Annotated in this window: 12 protein-coding genes and 2 pseudogenes; 7 read left to right on the forward strand and 7 right to left on the reverse strand. The window is 57.7% G+C overall.

All coding sequences use genetic code 11. From position 1 onward, the window contains the following. Positions 1 to 97: 97 nt before the first annotated feature. On the reverse strand, positions 98 to 1,246 hold the full coding sequence (locus tag DFS28_RS28575) for a hypothetical protein (protein ID WP_111452453.1): 1,149 nt from the start codon (positions 1,244 to 1,246) through the stop codon (positions 98 to 100). A 464-nt stretch (positions 1,247 to 1,710) separates the two neighbouring features. On the opposite strand from DFS28_RS28575, the gene DFS28_RS28580 reads away from it, so the two are divergent. Beyond that, positions 1,711 to 2,634 carry a hypothetical protein gene (locus tag DFS28_RS28580; RefSeq protein ID WP_111452454.1) on the forward strand — a complete coding sequence of 308 codons (924 nt, stop codon included), beginning with the start codon at positions 1,711 to 1,713 and terminating at the stop codon, positions 2,632 to 2,634. A gap of 155 nt (positions 2,635 to 2,789) precedes the next feature. Here DFS28_RS28580 and DFS28_RS31295 read toward each other — a convergent pair. Beyond that, positions 2,790 to 2,913, reverse strand: a pseudogene (locus DFS28_RS31295) (LuxR family transcriptional regulator); the annotation flags it as partial. On the opposite strand from DFS28_RS31295, the pseudogene DFS28_RS28590 reads away from it, so the two are divergent. The 3 genes and pseudogenes from DFS28_RS28590 to DFS28_RS28600 all read left to right on the forward strand — a co-directional run. Further along, a pseudogene (locus DFS28_RS28590) lies at positions 2,904 to 3,164 on the forward strand (helix-turn-helix domain-containing protein); the annotation flags it as partial. The pseudogenes DFS28_RS31295 and DFS28_RS28590 overlap by 10 nt on opposite strands. A 97-nt stretch (positions 3,165 to 3,261) precedes the next feature. After that, on the forward strand, positions 3,262 to 4,383 hold the full coding sequence (locus tag DFS28_RS28595; protein ID WP_111452455.1) for an HlyD family secretion protein: 1,122 nt from the start codon (positions 3,262 to 3,264) through the stop codon (positions 4,381 to 4,383). Then, positions 4,380 to 5,972, forward strand: a complete 1,593-nt coding sequence (locus DFS28_RS28600) for a DHA2 family efflux MFS transporter permease subunit (protein ID WP_008152189.1) — start codon at positions 4,380 to 4,382, stop codon at positions 5,970 to 5,972. The genes DFS28_RS28595 and DFS28_RS28600 overlap by 4 nt, the downstream gene beginning before the upstream one ends. Positions 5,973 to 5,981: 9 nt before the next feature. Here DFS28_RS28600 and DFS28_RS28605 read toward each other — a convergent pair whose 3' ends face one another. From DFS28_RS28605 to DFS28_RS28620, 4 genes are all read right to left on the reverse strand, one after another. Next, entirely contained in the window at positions 5,982 to 6,422 is a 441-nt protein-coding gene (locus tag DFS28_RS28605) for a carboxymuconolactone decarboxylase family protein (protein ID WP_111452456.1), read from the reverse strand. A 164-nt stretch (positions 6,423 to 6,586) separates the two neighbouring features. Beyond that, a complete protein-coding gene (locus DFS28_RS28610; protein WP_111452457.1) occupies positions 6,587 to 8,029 on the reverse strand; it encodes a mechanosensitive ion channel family protein in 1,443 nt (480 codons plus the stop codon). A 189-nt stretch (positions 8,030 to 8,218) separates the two neighbouring features. After that, positions 8,219 to 8,845, reverse strand: coding sequence for an isochorismate family cysteine hydrolase YcaC (gene ycaC / locus DFS28_RS28615; RefSeq protein ID WP_111452458.1), 627 nt, complete (start codon positions 8,843 to 8,845; stop codon positions 8,219 to 8,221). 128 nt (positions 8,846 to 8,973) lie between these two features. Continuing rightward, positions 8,974 to 9,840 (reverse strand): pirin family protein, encoded by an 867-nt coding sequence (locus DFS28_RS28620; RefSeq protein WP_111452459.1) that lies wholly within the window; start codon positions 9,838 to 9,840, stop codon positions 8,974 to 8,976. Positions 9,841 to 9,944: 104 nt separating this feature from the next. Between DFS28_RS28620 and DFS28_RS28625 the strand changes: the two genes are divergently transcribed. From DFS28_RS28625 to dkgB, 3 genes are all read left to right on the forward strand, one after another. Beyond that, positions 9,945 to 10,853, forward strand: a complete 909-nt coding sequence (locus DFS28_RS28625; protein ID WP_111452460.1) for a LysR substrate-binding domain-containing protein — start codon at positions 9,945 to 9,947, stop codon at positions 10,851 to 10,853. A 106-nt stretch (positions 10,854 to 10,959) separates the two neighbouring features. After that, positions 10,960 to 11,499: a PaaI family thioesterase gene (locus DFS28_RS28630; protein WP_111452461.1), complete on the forward strand. Its 540-nt coding sequence runs from the start codon at positions 10,960 to 10,962 to the stop codon at positions 11,497 to 11,499. A 248-nt stretch (positions 11,500 to 11,747) separates the two neighbouring features. Beyond that, positions 11,748 to 12,551, forward strand: coding sequence for a 2,5-didehydrogluconate reductase DkgB (dkgB, locus tag DFS28_RS28635; RefSeq protein WP_111452462.1), 804 nt, complete (start codon positions 11,748 to 11,750; stop codon positions 12,549 to 12,551). 3 nt (positions 12,552 to 12,554) lie between these two features. Here the strand turns inward: dkgB and DFS28_RS28640 are convergent, their stop codons facing one another. Continuing rightward, positions 12,555 to 15,773: a transporter substrate-binding domain-containing protein gene (locus DFS28_RS28640; protein ID WP_111452463.1), complete on the reverse strand. Its 3,219-nt coding sequence runs from the start codon at positions 15,771 to 15,773 to the stop codon at positions 12,555 to 12,557. Between the last annotated feature and the right edge of the window lie 6 nt (positions 15,774 to 15,779).

Genomic DNA, 15,779 nt, shown 5'->3' on the forward strand with positions numbered 1-15,779 from the left:
GGGGCCGTTGACCCTACCGGGAAGCTCAAATCCTGGGTGTGGGAGGTTTCCGAAATGATCGTCTCCGATTTCCGTTTGTGTCATTTCTGTGGCGGTTTCAAGACTTGGGAAGATCCATTCTGTAACCCGCCCCCGGCGCACCTTCATGCAACGCTGACTGAATGTTCGCATATAAGGCGTTCGCCTCGTGGGTAGTGATTGATCGCGAACAATCACGCAGTACAACGCGCAGAAGCACATTTTCCTGGCCCGGCAACAGTCCGAGGCGTTCAATTGCCTGCACAGGTAAATCCGAGAATCTCCAACGTCCCTTGACCTGCATCTCCTCGATCCAGTCAGAGTTGTCGCCAGCAGCTTGTAACATTCTCTCGGTCAACACTTCCTCACTTAACCCTGGCGTTACCGCCAACGAAATATCACGAGCAATAGAAGGCAAACGTGATACAGCGCTCCAGGGATTCAAATCATGCATCTGCGCCTGTACTCGTACGTTCTGATCACGTAACAGGCGAATATCCGGAATTCCCTTGCGCAGCATGGTCAGTCGATCCAACCCCATCCCCAGCGCCAGCCCTCCATGACGCTGCGGATCAATCTTCAAACGCTCTAACAAAGAAGTAGCAATACGACCGCACTCCAGCACCTCGACCGGAGTGCCGTCATTCAACACATTCACTTCGATCCCACCCTCCGTGTAGTGATGCGGACTATCGCTGTAGACCCAGCGTTTGTCAGGAACGGCTGTTTTGAGGATATCGCTGACCAGACGCAACAAGTGGTCATGCGTCGAAAGTTCCGGATCACCCAGCACCCAAATATCCATTTGATGTGGTTCTGCGCAATGCCAACGGTCCCGACTGTCTCGACGAAAAGTGATACCTGGCGCGGCCAGCAATATAGTCTCCCCCGGTTGCCGCACATGGGCCGCACGCTGAAGTGCCGCCGGAATTTGACTGGTGGTTTGTGTACGCAAAAGAGAACACTCATCGACCCAACGGGTGTGTTCACTCCCAAGAGTGACCTCTGCTGGGTCATAACCCAGCAAACCGTAATTTTCTTCAGCAGACACAATTCGCGGCCCGGTCTGAAGTTGCGCTGGGGGCCAGCCTTTTTCAGCAAGCCCCTGAAGAACTTCATTTAGCAATAGTCGGACGGCGTGATCGGGAGTGCTTGCCTCGGTAAGATCAACCAGTAGCAGGGCTTGATGGACAGATGTATCTGTCAGGTATTTCTTTGATGCATGCACTATATAACCCTCTATTATCAGCTGAACATTTGGCTTTCAAAAAACAACCCCCCACAAACCAACCTAACTACATCAGGTCATCAGCCACAACCCCAAAATGAAAAATATTAGATTTTCAGAACAGGACTACAGACACGCCCTACACAAATAACCTGTAGAGCTTTACGAAAACGATAACAGTCAAATTAATTCTAAAAAAACCCCAACAAATCCTTTAACACGTAAAAAAATCCTGTATTAATTAGTCCACTCCCAAATATTTCAGGGAGTACAAACCAACAAAATGAAAAAGGAAGATCAGATGAAAAATAAAAATATCATCACAGAGAAACTCAACCGAATCACTTCTGGCCCGGATAATTTTGGTTGGGCACCTCTGGCGTGGGCCCACACTGGAGAGTAAATAACACCAATGAGCGACAAGAACTCTCTTGCCGCTCATTGAAAATAAACAGGAGGATATTATGCCAAGATCAAAAATTATATCGACGCTCTTTGGTCGTGGGGAGTTATCAATAATTTCAGACTCAGAAGACTTTCTCAGAGAATGTGGCCACCTAGGTTTCAACACGAAAAATATTTCTGAGATTGATAAGCTACCAAAAAATAGTGTTATTTTTTCCTTTAGTAATGACGCTGCAAAATTGACGTTTGATATTGCAAAAAATACAAAAAATAAAAAAAGCGTTTTTTGCGCAACGCAAGTATTCGAGCCTTCCTTAGCTAGTGCACTCTACAGCTTGGAGCTCTTGCTGAGCAGCAATTTTGAACATGCCTTATGCACACAGCGATCCGTGTTGAACATGCTCAATTCAAATGAATCCTTTTTCCTGTCTGGTAATGACGCTGATGCGCGCGTGACTATTTTCCCTCACGCACAACCATACGCACTACTTGCCGAAGACCTAGAACACGACTTTGTTCAGTCTGTGGCGGAATTTTTTGAAGTTCATTATGCACACATGAACCCACAAGAACCTTGCCCGTTTTCTTTTAGCGGAACTCTGAAAATCGCGGGAATACTGACAGTACTGAGAAAACCTAACCCGACATTGCCAGTAGGATTGAAAACCTCATTAAGATGGCTGAGTGATCGCATATCGGAGGAAGGGGCACTCTTATCAGTTCAAGACAACATCATTACCTCACTGAAAGTAAAAAACGAGGAACATATAAAACTTTTGGACCTTGCGGCTGGTTCTCGCGGGCTTAAGCTGACCGAGTTTGCAATCGGGGTAAACGAGGCTATCGCGTCAAGTATTGACTACAAAATAAACTCACAGATGAATGAAGGTATCAGTGGAGTTCATTTAGCTATTGGTGATGGATCTTCCGGCTATCACATAGACTTCCTTAGCCCAGCCGTGAGCGTAAGCCCAATACACTAGCAGTTCCATTAGTAACTACTGACTAATGGACAGAGCAATCATACCGCAGTTGGTCAATATGCCTGTTCTACAGATCCTGTCGCAAAGACGCCTGCGGCAGTTCCTACATGGAACTGCATCCCCCAGTAGGAGCTGTCGCAGGTTGCGATCTTTTGATGCTGGCGCAACCACTCGATCAACAAGGCAAACAACTCCGACTGTGAACTGACATTCAGCTTCAAATGGAGATTGGCTAATGCTCATTTGGCTGGCTGTTGACGCCACGGACGCTGCTCGCAATGCTCGAGCAGTTGCCACCGGAGCTTCAAGTCCTGGAACAACAGATCGGCGCCAGCGGCCGAACCATCGGGTGAATTTTCCAGCGTGAAAACGGCATTAGCTATCAGCAATGGCGGCTAATGCGCGCCATCGAACTGCTCGCGACCGGGCGGGACATTGGCTACAGCGCCTTCGACCTCGGGTTTGTAAGTGACAGCGCGTTCATCACCTTCTTCCAGAACGTGACCGGCATCACCTCAGGCGCTTGGTAACCACCTGACGACCGGCAACAAAAATCAATTGCCACAAAATATTACCTACGTCATATTACACGCGTAATAAGGACCCGTTTCCCACAGGTATTTCTCCATGACCAGCATGCCCACCCTTGAACCCGACCTTGCTGTCTCGGTGAGCACACCCAAGCCTCCCCTGCTCAAACGGTTGATCTTGCTGACTGCGGTCATCGCTGCCCTGGTGTTCGCCGGGCTGTATGCGACTCACTGGTGGACCGCCGGCCGTTTCATCGAAGAGACCGACGACGCCTACATCGGCGGCGATGTGACGGTGATCGGGCCGAAGGTGGCGGGTTATATCGAAGAGGTACTGGTCACCGACAACCAGAAGGTCAAGGCCGGCGATGTGCTTATTCGTCTCGACTCCCGCGATTACCGCGCCAACCTGGCCAAGGCCGAAGGTGCGGTGGCCGCCGAAGAAGCGCTGCTCGCCAATCTCGATGCCACCGAAGAATTGCAACACGCGGTGATCGGCCAGGCCCGCGCCGGGATCGATGCCGCCGGCGCCGAAACCGCCCGTTCACGGGATGACGATGCTCGCTATAAAAAACTGGTCGGCAGCAACGCCGTCTCGGTGGAAAGCGCCCAACGCGCCAACGCCACCTTCAAAACCGCCCAAGCCCTCAGCGCCCGGGCTCAGGCTGAATTGCTCGCCGCACAACGTCAGTTGAATGTGATCGCAACCCAGAAACAACAAGCCCGCGCCGCGCTGATGCAGGCCCGTGCCGAACGTGATCTGGCGCAGCTGAATGTGGGTTACACCGAACTGAAGGCCCCGGTGGACGGCGTGATCGGCAATCGCCGGGCGCGGGTCGGCGCTTATGCCCAGGCCGGTTCGCAATTGCTGTCAGTGGTACCGGCCAGCGGGCTGTGGGTTGATGCCAACTTCAAGGAAGATCAGCTATCACGAATGACACCGGGGCAACGGGTGATCATTCATGCCGACGTGCTTTCGGGGCAGGAATTCCATGGTCATCTGGACAGCCTCGCGCCGGCCAGTGGTTCGCAGTTCAGTGTGCTGCCGCCGGAAAACGCCACCGGCAACTTCACCAAAATCGTTCAGCGGGTGCCGGTGCGCATCGTGCTTGATCCGGCCGATGGTGTGCTCGGCCATCTGCGTCCGGGCCTGTCGGTCACCGCTGAAGTGGACACTCGCAAGGAACCTGCAACCCCAGCCGTGGCCAGCGCGCCATGAGCCGTGCCCTCGCCGCCCCCGCGCAACCGTTCAATGCCGCCGATATGGCAACGGCGACCAAGGTGTTTGCCTTCGCCACGATGTGCATCGGCATGTTCATCGCGCTGCTGGATATCCAGATCGTCTCCGCTTCGCTGCGCGACATCGGCGGCGGGCTCTCGGCGGGCACCGATGAAACGGCGTGGGTGCAAACCAGTTACCTGATCGCCGAAATCATTGTGATCCCGCTGTCCGGCTGGCTGTCCCGAGTGTTCTCGACGCGCTGGCTGTTCTGCGCTTCTGCGGTGGGTTTTACCCTGGCCAGCCTGCTCTGTGGCGCGGCCTGGAACATTCAGAGCATGATCGCCTTCCGTGCCCTGCAAGGGTTTCTCGGCGGTTCGATGATCCCGCTGGTGTTCACCACCGCGTTCTTTTTCTTCACCGGCAAACAACGGGTGATCGCGGCTGCAACCATTGGCGCAGTGGCGTCGTTGGCACCGACCCTGGGGCCGGTCATCGGCGGCTGGATTACCGATGTTTCCTCTTGGCACTGGCTGTTCTACATCAATTTGGTGCCGGGGATTTTCGTCGCGGTGGCGGTGCCGATGCTGGTGAAAATCGATCAGCCGGAATTGTCGCTGCTCAAAGGCGCCGACTACTTGAGCATGGTGTTCATGGCGCTGTTTCTCGGTTGCCTGGAATACACCCTCGAAGAAGGCCCACGCTGGAACTGGTTCAGCGACAGCACGATTCTGACCACGGCATGGATCAGCGGACTGGCCGGCCTGGCGTTCATCGGTAGAACCCTGCACGTCGCCAATCCGATCGTCGATTTGCGCGCCTTGAAAGACCGCAACTTCGCCCTTGGCTGTTTCTTTTCGTTCGTCACCGGCATCGGCCTGTTCGCCACCATTTACCTGACGCCGCTGTTTCTCGGCCGGGTGCGTGGCTATGGCGCGCTGGACATTGGTCTGGCGGTTTTCTCCACCGGGGTGTTCCAGATCATGGCGATTCCGCTGTACGCCTTTCTGGCCAACCGCATCGATCTGCGCTGGATCATGATGATCGGCCTTGGACTGTTCGCGTTGTCGATGTGGGATTTCAGCCCGATCACCCATGACTGGGGGGCCAAGGAATTGATGCTGCCGCAAGCGCTGCGCGGGATTGCCCAGCAATTGGCGGTACCGCCGGCGGTGACGTTGACCTTGGGTGGTCTGGCACCGGCGCGGCTCAAACATGCTTCGGGGTTATTCAACCTGATGCGAAACCTGGGGGGGGCCATCGGTATCGCCGCGTGCGCGACCATTCTGAATGACCGCACCAACCTGCACTTCACCCGGTTGGCGGAAAACCTCAACAGCACCAATGAAGCACTGAATCAGTGGCTGTCCCAGGTCGGCAACAACTTCGCCGCCCTTGGCCAAAGCGGTGACGCGGGCGTCACCGCCAGCCTGCATCAGCTCTGGCTGCTGACCTACCGCGAAGCGCAGACGCAAACCTACGGCGATGCATTCCTGATGATCATGGTCTGCTTCATCATCGCCACGGCGATGGTGCCCTTGATGCGCAAGGTGCAACCACCGGCCGCGCCGAGTGCCGATGCTCATTGAGCCCAGGTGTCACTCCTGAGGCATTTTGCGGAAGCCTACTGCCAGGCGGTTCCAGCTGTTGATGGTGGAAATTGCCACAGTCAGGTCGACCATTTCCTTGGGGGTGAATTGCGCGGAGACTAGTTCGTAGTCTTCGTCAGGGGCGTGGGTCTGGCTCAGCAGCGTCAAGGATTCGGTCCAGGCCAGCGCCGCACGTTCGCGGGGTGTGAAGAACGGCGTTTCACGCCAGACCGACACCGCGTACAGCCGACGTTCGGTTTCACCGCCCTTGCGGGCATCGGCGGTGTGCATGTCGACACAGAAGGCGCAGCCATTGATCTGGGAGGCGCGCAGCTTGACCAGTTCAATCAAGGTTTTTTCCAGAGGCAGCTTCGAAACAGCGGTTTCCAGCGCGATCATGGCTTTGAGTGCATCGGGGGAAGCGGTGTAGAAATCGATACGCGGTTGCATGGTGGGCTCCAGTCACAAAGGGTGTGGAGCTACGTTAATCCCGCACTGAGATGCAGCAAATAGCCAATTATTGGGAAGTTGAGGATGCCAATGGGGTACCTCCTGCCCATGTCGTCCTCATCCGAAATGCCTTTGCCACACCCGCGCCCATGACCTTCAAGCCCCTACGCTCGATTGCGCAGCCACTGCAAAAACCCCTTCTTCTGCACAACCGTAGGCGCTTCCTGAGTCAACGTCTGCGCCTTGTTCAAGCGGAAATCCAGTAACGCTTTCATCGCTTCGCTGATGTCATGTCGCGCATCCAGACACGGTTTGAGGTATTCCTTCTCGATCCGGTACAAGCTGCAGAACGTCTTGGCGCTGAAGTCCGCCGGTAGCGCCGTATCGGACAAAATACCGCCCTCGCCGATCACCTCACCCGGCCCCATGCGCCCGGACTCGAACTTGACCCCACCACGGCTTAACTCCACCGACACGACACCGGATTCGATGATGAACAAATGATCGCTGACCTCCCCCGCGGGCAGGATCATTTCACCGGCGCGGAAGTTTTGCAGGGTCATGTTCTGGCTGAAGGTTTCTTTCTCTTCCTGACGCAGGGTCGAGAAAATGTTCGACGCATCCAGCAATGCCCGTGGCCGCGACAGGTTGGCAGGTGCATTGGGTTCGACGTTCGACAACAGGCTGACACCGCTGGCCTGCAAGTGCCGGAATGCCAGGTCGAACAGCAGATTACGGACCATGCGCTTCTGGTCCATGGAGACCACGAAACCACTGATTTCGTATTCCACGCCGGTGGCGCTGGAGCCTTTCAACGCGACACACGGCGCCGGTTTGCTCAACAGATAACGGCACCCTTGCATCGCCCGTTCCAGCGCGTCGATCACCGTTTGCGGACGCGCGTGCGGGCTCAGTTGCAGGCTGATGGAGACACCAAAAATGTCGCTGGGACGGCTGAAGTTGATGATCTTGGCCTTGGCCGCCAGCGAGTTGGGAATCACCGCCATGCTGCCTTGCGAGGTTTGCAGGCGCGTCGCGCGCCAGTCGATATCGGTGACCCGACCTTCGGTGCCGTCGATCGAAATCCAGTCATCCAGTTGATAGGGTTTGGTGGTGTTGAGGACGATGCCGGAGAACACGTCGCTGAGGGTACTTTGCAAGGCCAGGCCGACGATGATCGCCAATGCGCCTGAAGTCGCCAGCACACCCTTGACCGGCAGATCGAGCACGTACGCCAAAGCCGCGATGATCGCGATCAGGAAAATCACCGCGCCGAGCAAATCCTGGAGCAAGCGCCCGGTGTGCCCGACCCGTTGCATCATCACCGCGCCGATCAGCACCGTCAGGGTACGCGCACCGAACAACCACCAGCCGATCTGCAATCCAGTGGCAGCCAGGTGCAGCGGGACGTTGTCGGCCCAGGGCGCCGTTTCCATCGGGTTCAGACCTTCGTTGAACAGCAGGACACTGAACAACGAAAAAATCACCAGCCGCACCAACAGTTTCCAGTTGCTGCCATTGGCACTGAGCAGGCGCCACAGCCCCAGATCGATAAGGATCAAAGCCATCGCGCAGATCAATGGGTGATCGGTAAGCAGTGACAGCATCAAGCAACTCCAGCAAGGACCATTGGCGCGAAGATCTCACAGATTGGCCACATTGTAGGAGGATTTAACGCAAAACCAATGTGGGAGCGAGCCTGCTCGCGATGAGGCCATGCCAGTCACCATTGAGGGTGACTGTCAGACCGCTATCGCGAGCAGGCTCGCTCCCACAGGGGATCTAAGTTGTCAGGTTTATTTGCTGTTGGTCAGGGTGTTGTAGCTGGTCATCAGGTTGCGATAGTCCGGGATGTGGTTGGAGAACAACGTGGCCAAGCCTTCCACGTCATTGCGCCAGTCGCGATGCAGCTCACAGGCCAGGCCGAACCAGGTCATCAACTGCGCGCCGGAGGTCGACATGCGGTCCCAGGCCGATTGACGGGTCAGTTCGTTGAAGGTGCCGGAAGCGTCAGTCACCACGAACACCTCGAAGCCTTCAGCCAGTGCCGACAGCGCCGGGAACGCCACGCATACCTCGGTCACTACGCCGGCGATGATCAGTTGTTTCTTGCCGGTGGCCTTGATCGCCTTGACGAAGTCTTCGTTGTCCCAGGCATTGATCTGGCCAGGACGGGCAATGTACGGCGCATCCGGGAACAGCGCTTTGAGCTCGGGCACCAGCGGGCCGTTGGGACCGGTTTCGAAACTGGTGGTGAGGATGGTCGGCAACTTGAAGTACTTGGCCAGGTCAGCCAGGGCCAACACGTTGTTCTTGAAACGGTCCGGCTCGATGTCGCGCACCAGAGAAAGCAGACCCGCCTGGTGATCAACCAACAGAACGGCGGCGTTATCCTTGTCGAGACGTTTGTAAGAGGTAGTCATGGGAGTAATCCTCGCTTTTTATCGATGCCGAACGGGTCGGCGTGAGAGAAACCTGATAGTTCGTTAAAACGCGGCCAAGCAAGGCTAGTCGCCCTCGCCCGACACGCCACAGCGTTACAACATTGAGTTCAACCGCTCATCCGACCGAACCGGCCTGACTGGAAGTCAGCAAAGGCCTGGTGAATCTCTTGCTCGGTGTTCATCACGAACGGACCGTGACCGACGATTGGCTCGTCGATCGGCTCGCCACTGAGCAGCAACACGACAGCGTCGTTATTGGCTTCCACGCTGAGCTGCTGGCCATTGCGTTCGAACAACGCCAACTGCCCTTCGCGCACCAGTTCCACACCGTTGACCTGAACCGTGCCACGCAACACTACAAGTGCCGTGTTACGACCTTCGTGCAGGTCCAGGGTCAGCAACTTGCCGCCGTTGAGGCGCAGGTCCCAAACGTCAATCGGGGTAAACGTGCGCGCCGGGCCGGTGTGTCCATCGAACTCACCGGCGATCAAGCGCAGGCTGCCGGCCTGGTCCTTGAGCGCGATGCTCGGGATGTCGCCATCGAGAATCGTCTGGTAACCGGCGTCGGCCATTTTGTCCTTGGCCGGCAGGTTGACCCACAGCTGCACCATTTCCAGGGTGCCGCCGGTTTTGGCGAAACCTTCGGAGTGGAATTCTTCGTGGAGAATCCCCGAGGCTGCGGTCATCCATTGCACGTCGCCTGGCCCAATCTTGCCGCCGCTGCCGGTAGAGTCGCGGTGCTCCAGTTCGCCCTTGTAAACGATAGTCACGGTTTCGAAACCGCGGTGTGGATGCTGACCAACGCCACGACGCTCGGTGGTCGGGGTGAATTCAGCGGGACCGGCGTGATCGAGCAGCAAAAATGGGCTGATGTGTTTGCCCAGGTTGTCGTAGGAAAACAGCGTGCGAACCGGAAAACCGTCGCCGACCCAATGGGTCCGTGGGCTGGTGTAGATACCGATGATGTTTTTCATTCCGCCTCCGAATCTGGTGTGTGACGCGATGGACAAAGCTTAAAACTGAACCCTTTGATGCACTAGACTGCAAAAATCAGCCTTAGCGTTCTATATGGAGAACGATGGTGGAAGACCTCAACACCCTCTACTACTTCACCCAAGTGGTGGAGCACCACGGTTTCGCCCCGGCCGGTCGGGCGCTGGACATGCCCAAGTCGAAGCTGAGCCGGCGCATAGCCGAGCTCGAAGAGCGCCTCGGCGTACGCCTGCTGCACCGCACCAGCCGGCATTGTTCACTGACGGAAATCGGCCAAGCCTATTACCAGCGTTGCCTGGCCATGCGCGTGGAAGCGGAAAGCGCTGCCGAACTGATCGAACGCAACCGCTCCGAACCCCAGGGCCTGGTGCGCATCAGTTGCCCGACCGCGCTGCTCAACTCCTGGGTCGGGCCGATGCTGACTCGCTACATGCTCAAGTACCCGCTGGTGGAGTTGTTCATCGAGAGCACCAACCGCCGGGTCGACTTGATCCACGAGGGGTTCGACATCGCCCTGCGGGTGCGCTTTCCGCCGCTGGAAAATACCGACATGGTGATGAAGGTGCTGGGCAACAGCACCCAGTGCCTGGTGGGCAGCCCGGCCTTTGTGCCGTGCCTGTCATCACCGGCCTCCCCAGCCGACCTCAGCGGGTTGCCAAGCCTGCACTGGGGCGCGGCGCAGCGTGAGTATCAGTGGGAATTGTTTGGGGCCAATGGCGCCAGCGCGGTGATCCGGCATGCGCCACGAATGGTCACCGATGACCTGTTGGCACTGCGTCATGCCGTGGTGGCCGGGATCGGCATCGCTCACCTGCCCAGTGTGGTGGTGCGCGATGACATTGCCGCGGGCCGACTGGTGGAACTGGTGCCGGGCTGGGCCCCCAAGTGCGGGATCGTCCACGCGATTTTCCCGTCACGCCGTGGGCTGCTGCCGTCGGTGCGCGCATTGATCGACTTTCTGGGCGAGGAATTCAGCCACAGCGACATCGCCTAGCGGCTACAGGTCGCGTAACGACATGGGGCTGGTGGAGTTTTTATTTCGGACATAATATTCACCGGGATTACAGCCATCATATTTACTCCAGCCCGAGGACATGCCCATGCAAAGCCCGAACCGCGAAGCCACGCTCGCTCAATGGATCGCCCAGGAACAGGCCATGCGCGATCGCCTCGCCGGCCCGGGCAGTCTGTCCATGGCCGAGGTCAGCGCCCTGTCACCCGCCGAGTTTTTCGAAGGCATCGGCAACGGTGAACTGCCCTCACCACCCATCGGCACGCTGATGGACTTCATCCCGATCGAATGGTCCGCCGGAATGTTCATCTTTCAGGGCACGCCGGATTCACGGCATTACAACCCGTTGGGCAGCGTGCATGGCGGCTATGCCGCGACGTTGCTGGATTCGTGCATGGGCTGTGCGATTCATACGCAGCTGAAAAAGGGTCAGGGTTATACGACGCTGGATTTGCGCATCAGCTATGTTCGTGCGCTGAACGGTGCCAGCGGACCGGTGCGGGCCGAGGGCAAGATTGTTCATCTGGGGCGCTCGACGGCGTTGGCCGAGGGGCGGATTTATGACGTGGATGGGCGGTTGTATGCGACGGGGTCGACGACTTGCATGATTCTTGAGGCGCGGGGGTAAGGCATTAAACCGAGTCGCGGCTTTCGCGAGCAAGCCCGCTCCCACATTCGACCGAGTTGTCGTATGGGAATGCGGTTAAATGTGGGAGCGGGCTTGCTCGCGAAGGCGCCAGACCAAACACCATCAATTCCCCGGCGGCCCCCATTCATGACTTGCGGTAAACATTGCTTTGCCCCACCAGCGGTTTTTCCCATGGGGGCGGGCGGGGATACTCGTGCCCATTCCCACTGCAACCCCTGGAGTCATTGATGTCTATTCCCGCATTCGGCCTTGGTACGTTTCGCTTGCAAGGCCAGGTGGTCATCGATTCGGTGAGCACTGGCCTGGAACTGGGCTATCGAGTCATCGATACCGCGCAAATCTACGAGAACGAAGCCGAGGTCGGCGAAGCCATTGCCGCCAGTGGCATCGCCCGTGACGAGTTGTTCATCACCAGCAAGATCTGGGTGGCCAACTTCGCCAGGGATCGCCTGATCGACAGCCTCAAGGAAAGTCTGCAAAAGCTGCAAACCGACTACCTGGACCTGACACTGATCCATTGGCCGTCCCCGGAAGATCAAGTGCCGGTCGAGGAATTCATGGGCGCCCTGCTCGAAGCCAAACAACTGGGCCTGACCCGGCAGATCGGCGTGTCCAACTTCACCGTCGACCTGATGAAACAGGCGATCGCCGCGGTCGGTGCCGAACACATCGCGACCAACCAGATCGAACTGCACCCGTACCTGCAAAACCGCAAGGTCGTCGAATTCGCGCAGAGCCAGGGCATCCAGATCACCTCGTACATGACCCTCGCTTACGGCGAAGTTCTGAAAGACCCGGTGATCCAGCAGATCGCCGATCGCCTGCAGGCGACGCCGGCACACGTCACGTTGGCCTGGGCCATGCAACTGGGTTACGCAGTGATCCCCTCGTCGACCAAACGCGCCAACCTGCAAAGCAACCTGCACGCCCGCACACTGACCTTGAGCGATGCCGACATGGCGCTGATTGCGGGTCTGGATCGTGGCCAACGACTGACCAGCCCTAAGGGCATCGCGCCCCAGTGGGATTAAGCGTCAATCTTGCTTGAGGCTCTGATCCAGGCGTGCCATGGCGTGTTGCAATTGATCGACGGCCTCGTCAATCAACGCCGCGCGCCCTTCGGCGCAGGCACGTTCCAGATGTTCGCAGCACTCGATCAAACGTTTTGCACGAACCATCCGCGCCCCCCCTTTGATGCGGTGCGCCAGGTCTTGCAGCCGGTGACGATTGCCAATGACGTGCGCAGCAAGCAGATCATCGCGATCATAGCGATTGGTCTCGGCCAGTTCGTGCAACAACTGATTGATCAGCGTCCGGTCTTCACCGACGTAGAGCTCCAGGCCGGTCAGGTCGATTTCGAACGTTGATTTTTCTGCAACCGGTGCTGGCGGCTCATTCACAAATCGGGATGCCAGCCACGCACTCAAATCTGCCAGCCGGATCGGTTTGAACAGACAGTCGTCCATGCCCGCTTCAAGGCAACGGATCTTTTCCTCCGGCTGCGCATTGGCGCTAAACCCCAGAATCAGCGTGGGAGGCAAACCATTGGCGCGCTCTTCATCGCGAATCGCACCCGCCAACTCATAACCATTGACCACCGGCATGTTGCAATCGGTGATGACCAAATCGAGCTCATGCTCGCGCCACTTCACAAGACCCTGCTCGCCATTCTCAGCCTCCAGCACCTGATGCCCCAGGTAACTCAGCTGCCGCGACAGCAACAATCGATTGGCCGGGTAATCGTCGACCACCAGAATCGTCAGCAGACGAGTGGTCACCTGCAATCCGCTATCGGCACACTCGCCGCAGGTCAACGGTTGCAACGCAATCAGATCAACGCTGATGTCGACTTGCGTACCCAGTCCGAGGACGCTGTCGAGCTGCAATCGGCCGCCCATCATTTCGCACAGCGTGCGGCTGATCACCAGTCCCAGACCGGAGCCATTGTGGCCTGACTGCTGGCTGTTACCGGCCTGCACGAACGGGCTGAACAGCCGTTGCTGATCGACCACACTGACACCGATGCCGCTGTCCTCAATACGCACATTGACTGCCAGATGTCCCGCTATACCGGGCTCCACTCGCAGTGTCAGACTCACCTCACCTTCACGGGTGAACTTGATCGCGTTGCTCAGCAGATTGGACAGCACCTGCTTGAAGCGCGTGGGGTCGACTAACACGTCACGATCGCTGTGTTCGGCCAATTCGACCCGCCACTGCAAGTTCTTCTGCCGTGCCAGGCCTTCGAAAACCCGGCATACCGACTCCACCAGCGTGCGTAGATTGGCCCGCTCAGGGGTCAGCGACAAATGCCCGGACTCGATGCGGGCGATGTCCAGGATGTCGCCGATCAGCGCCAGCAATTGCTGCGCGGCATTGGATGCCACTTCGATGGCGGAGCGATCAGTGAAGCCCTCTTGCGCTCGCTTCAGCGCCAGTTCGAGCATGCCGATCAGGGCATTCATCGGTGTGCGGATTTCATGACTCATGGTCGCCAGAAAGGTGGTTTTGGCGCGGTTGGCGTCGTCGGCGGCGTTCTTGGCATCCTGCAATTGCGCGAGCAGTTGTTGACGTTGAGTGATCTGCCGACGCTGCCAGGCAATCCAGGCCAGTGCGAGCAACAACAAAACGCCCGCCGCGGCAAACGCCTGGAGAATGCGTTGGCGATGACGCAGCCAGTAGCTGTCATCGACCACCACATCGTTGCTCCAGCGGGCTAACAGCTCATCCATCTCCCGGGGCGAAATGCTCAGCAGTGCCTTGTTCAGAATCGAGTGCAACTCCAGCGCACCACGGCTGGTGGCCAGAGCGATACGCGCCGGTTCATCCCCCACGGTGCTGCTGATCCGCAGACGCTCGCGGTATTGCCGGGTGACCAGATACCGAGCCACGATCAATGAGCTGACGGCCCCGTCGGCCTGGCCCTTGATCACCCATTCCATCCCCTGCGCCGGACTCGCCACTTCGACCAGACGTACAGTGGGCGCCCGAGCGCGGATGAACCCGAGCAACGGATGACCGCGATAAATCGCCAGGCGTTTACCGGCCATATCATCCAGGGTCCTGGGGCTTCCCGGGGTGCTCGCACTGACCAGTACAAACGGATTGTTCAGGTAGGCCCGAGTGAAACGCAGTTCGGCTTCGCGTTCGATACCGGGCGTGACCACCGGTAACACGTCGATCGTGCCGTCCTTGAGTTGCTGGATCTGCAGATCGAGGGAGTTGCCCCGCTGCACCTTGAAGGTCAAGCCGCTGCGCTGGCTGATCAGGGTCAGCAATTGCGCGGTCAACCCGCTGAGTTGTCCCTGTGCATCGTAAAAAGTCAGCGGTGCAAAGCTCTCGACGGCACCCACTTGCACCGTCGGATGTTGATCCAGCCAACGTTGCTCACTGGCGCTCAAACGGACTCGCTCTTGACCCGCCATGTTGGCTCTTCCGGCACTCCAGCGCTGCTCGATGGCCGTGCGCTGATCCATGGAAATTGCCGCCAGAGCCTTATCGACAATGCTCTTCAGACGAGGGTTGCCCCGGCTGAAGGCAAAGCCGAACGGATTGGCGTCCAGGCCGGAAGGCCCCACCAGGCGTACGTTGCTGAGGTAGTTGTTATTGATGAGGTAATTGGCGCTGATGAAGTCCCCGAGGTACACATCATCCTGCCCGAACGCCACCGCCCCGATCGCGTCGAGTGCCGAGGGGTAGCGTTGCAAGCTCGCATCGGGATAGAAGGCTTCGACAGTCTGCGCCTGCAGATAGTCATCGACCATGGCAATGCGTTTGCCCGCGAGGTCGGCAGGCATCCAGTCGTCCAGGCGGGTAACCAGCATCGGCTGATCTTCGGCATAGGCACTGGATCGGATCAGCTGCGGGTCAGCCGCCTCAAAGTTGTTGGACGTACCGAGCAGGTCCAGATCATCGCGCTTGAGCGCCTCCATGGCCGCCTCGCGTGTGCGATAACGAAGCACGTCGATTTTGACGTGCAGCAGTTGCCCCAACAGGGCGGCATAGTCTGCGGTGATGCCTTCCAGCTCATCAACGTTTCGCGTGATCTCGAACGGTGGATAGTCCGGCCCCGACACCCCGAGGCGCAAGACGCGTTTGCCACGCAACCACTGCCAGTCTTTTTCATCCAGCTGGACCTGATAATCCTCCACCGCGGAATGTCCCAGCACATGCAAAAGCGTTGGCTCATCGGCCGCGGTCACCGGTGCTCCCAGTCCACAGAACAGCAACAGAGCCCACAAACAATTGCGCATGATCGG

The sequence above is a fragment of the Pseudomonas sp. 478 genome (genome assembly GCF_003254125.1).
Lineage (GTDB): Bacteria > Pseudomonadota > Gammaproteobacteria > Pseudomonadales > Pseudomonadaceae > Aquipseudomonas.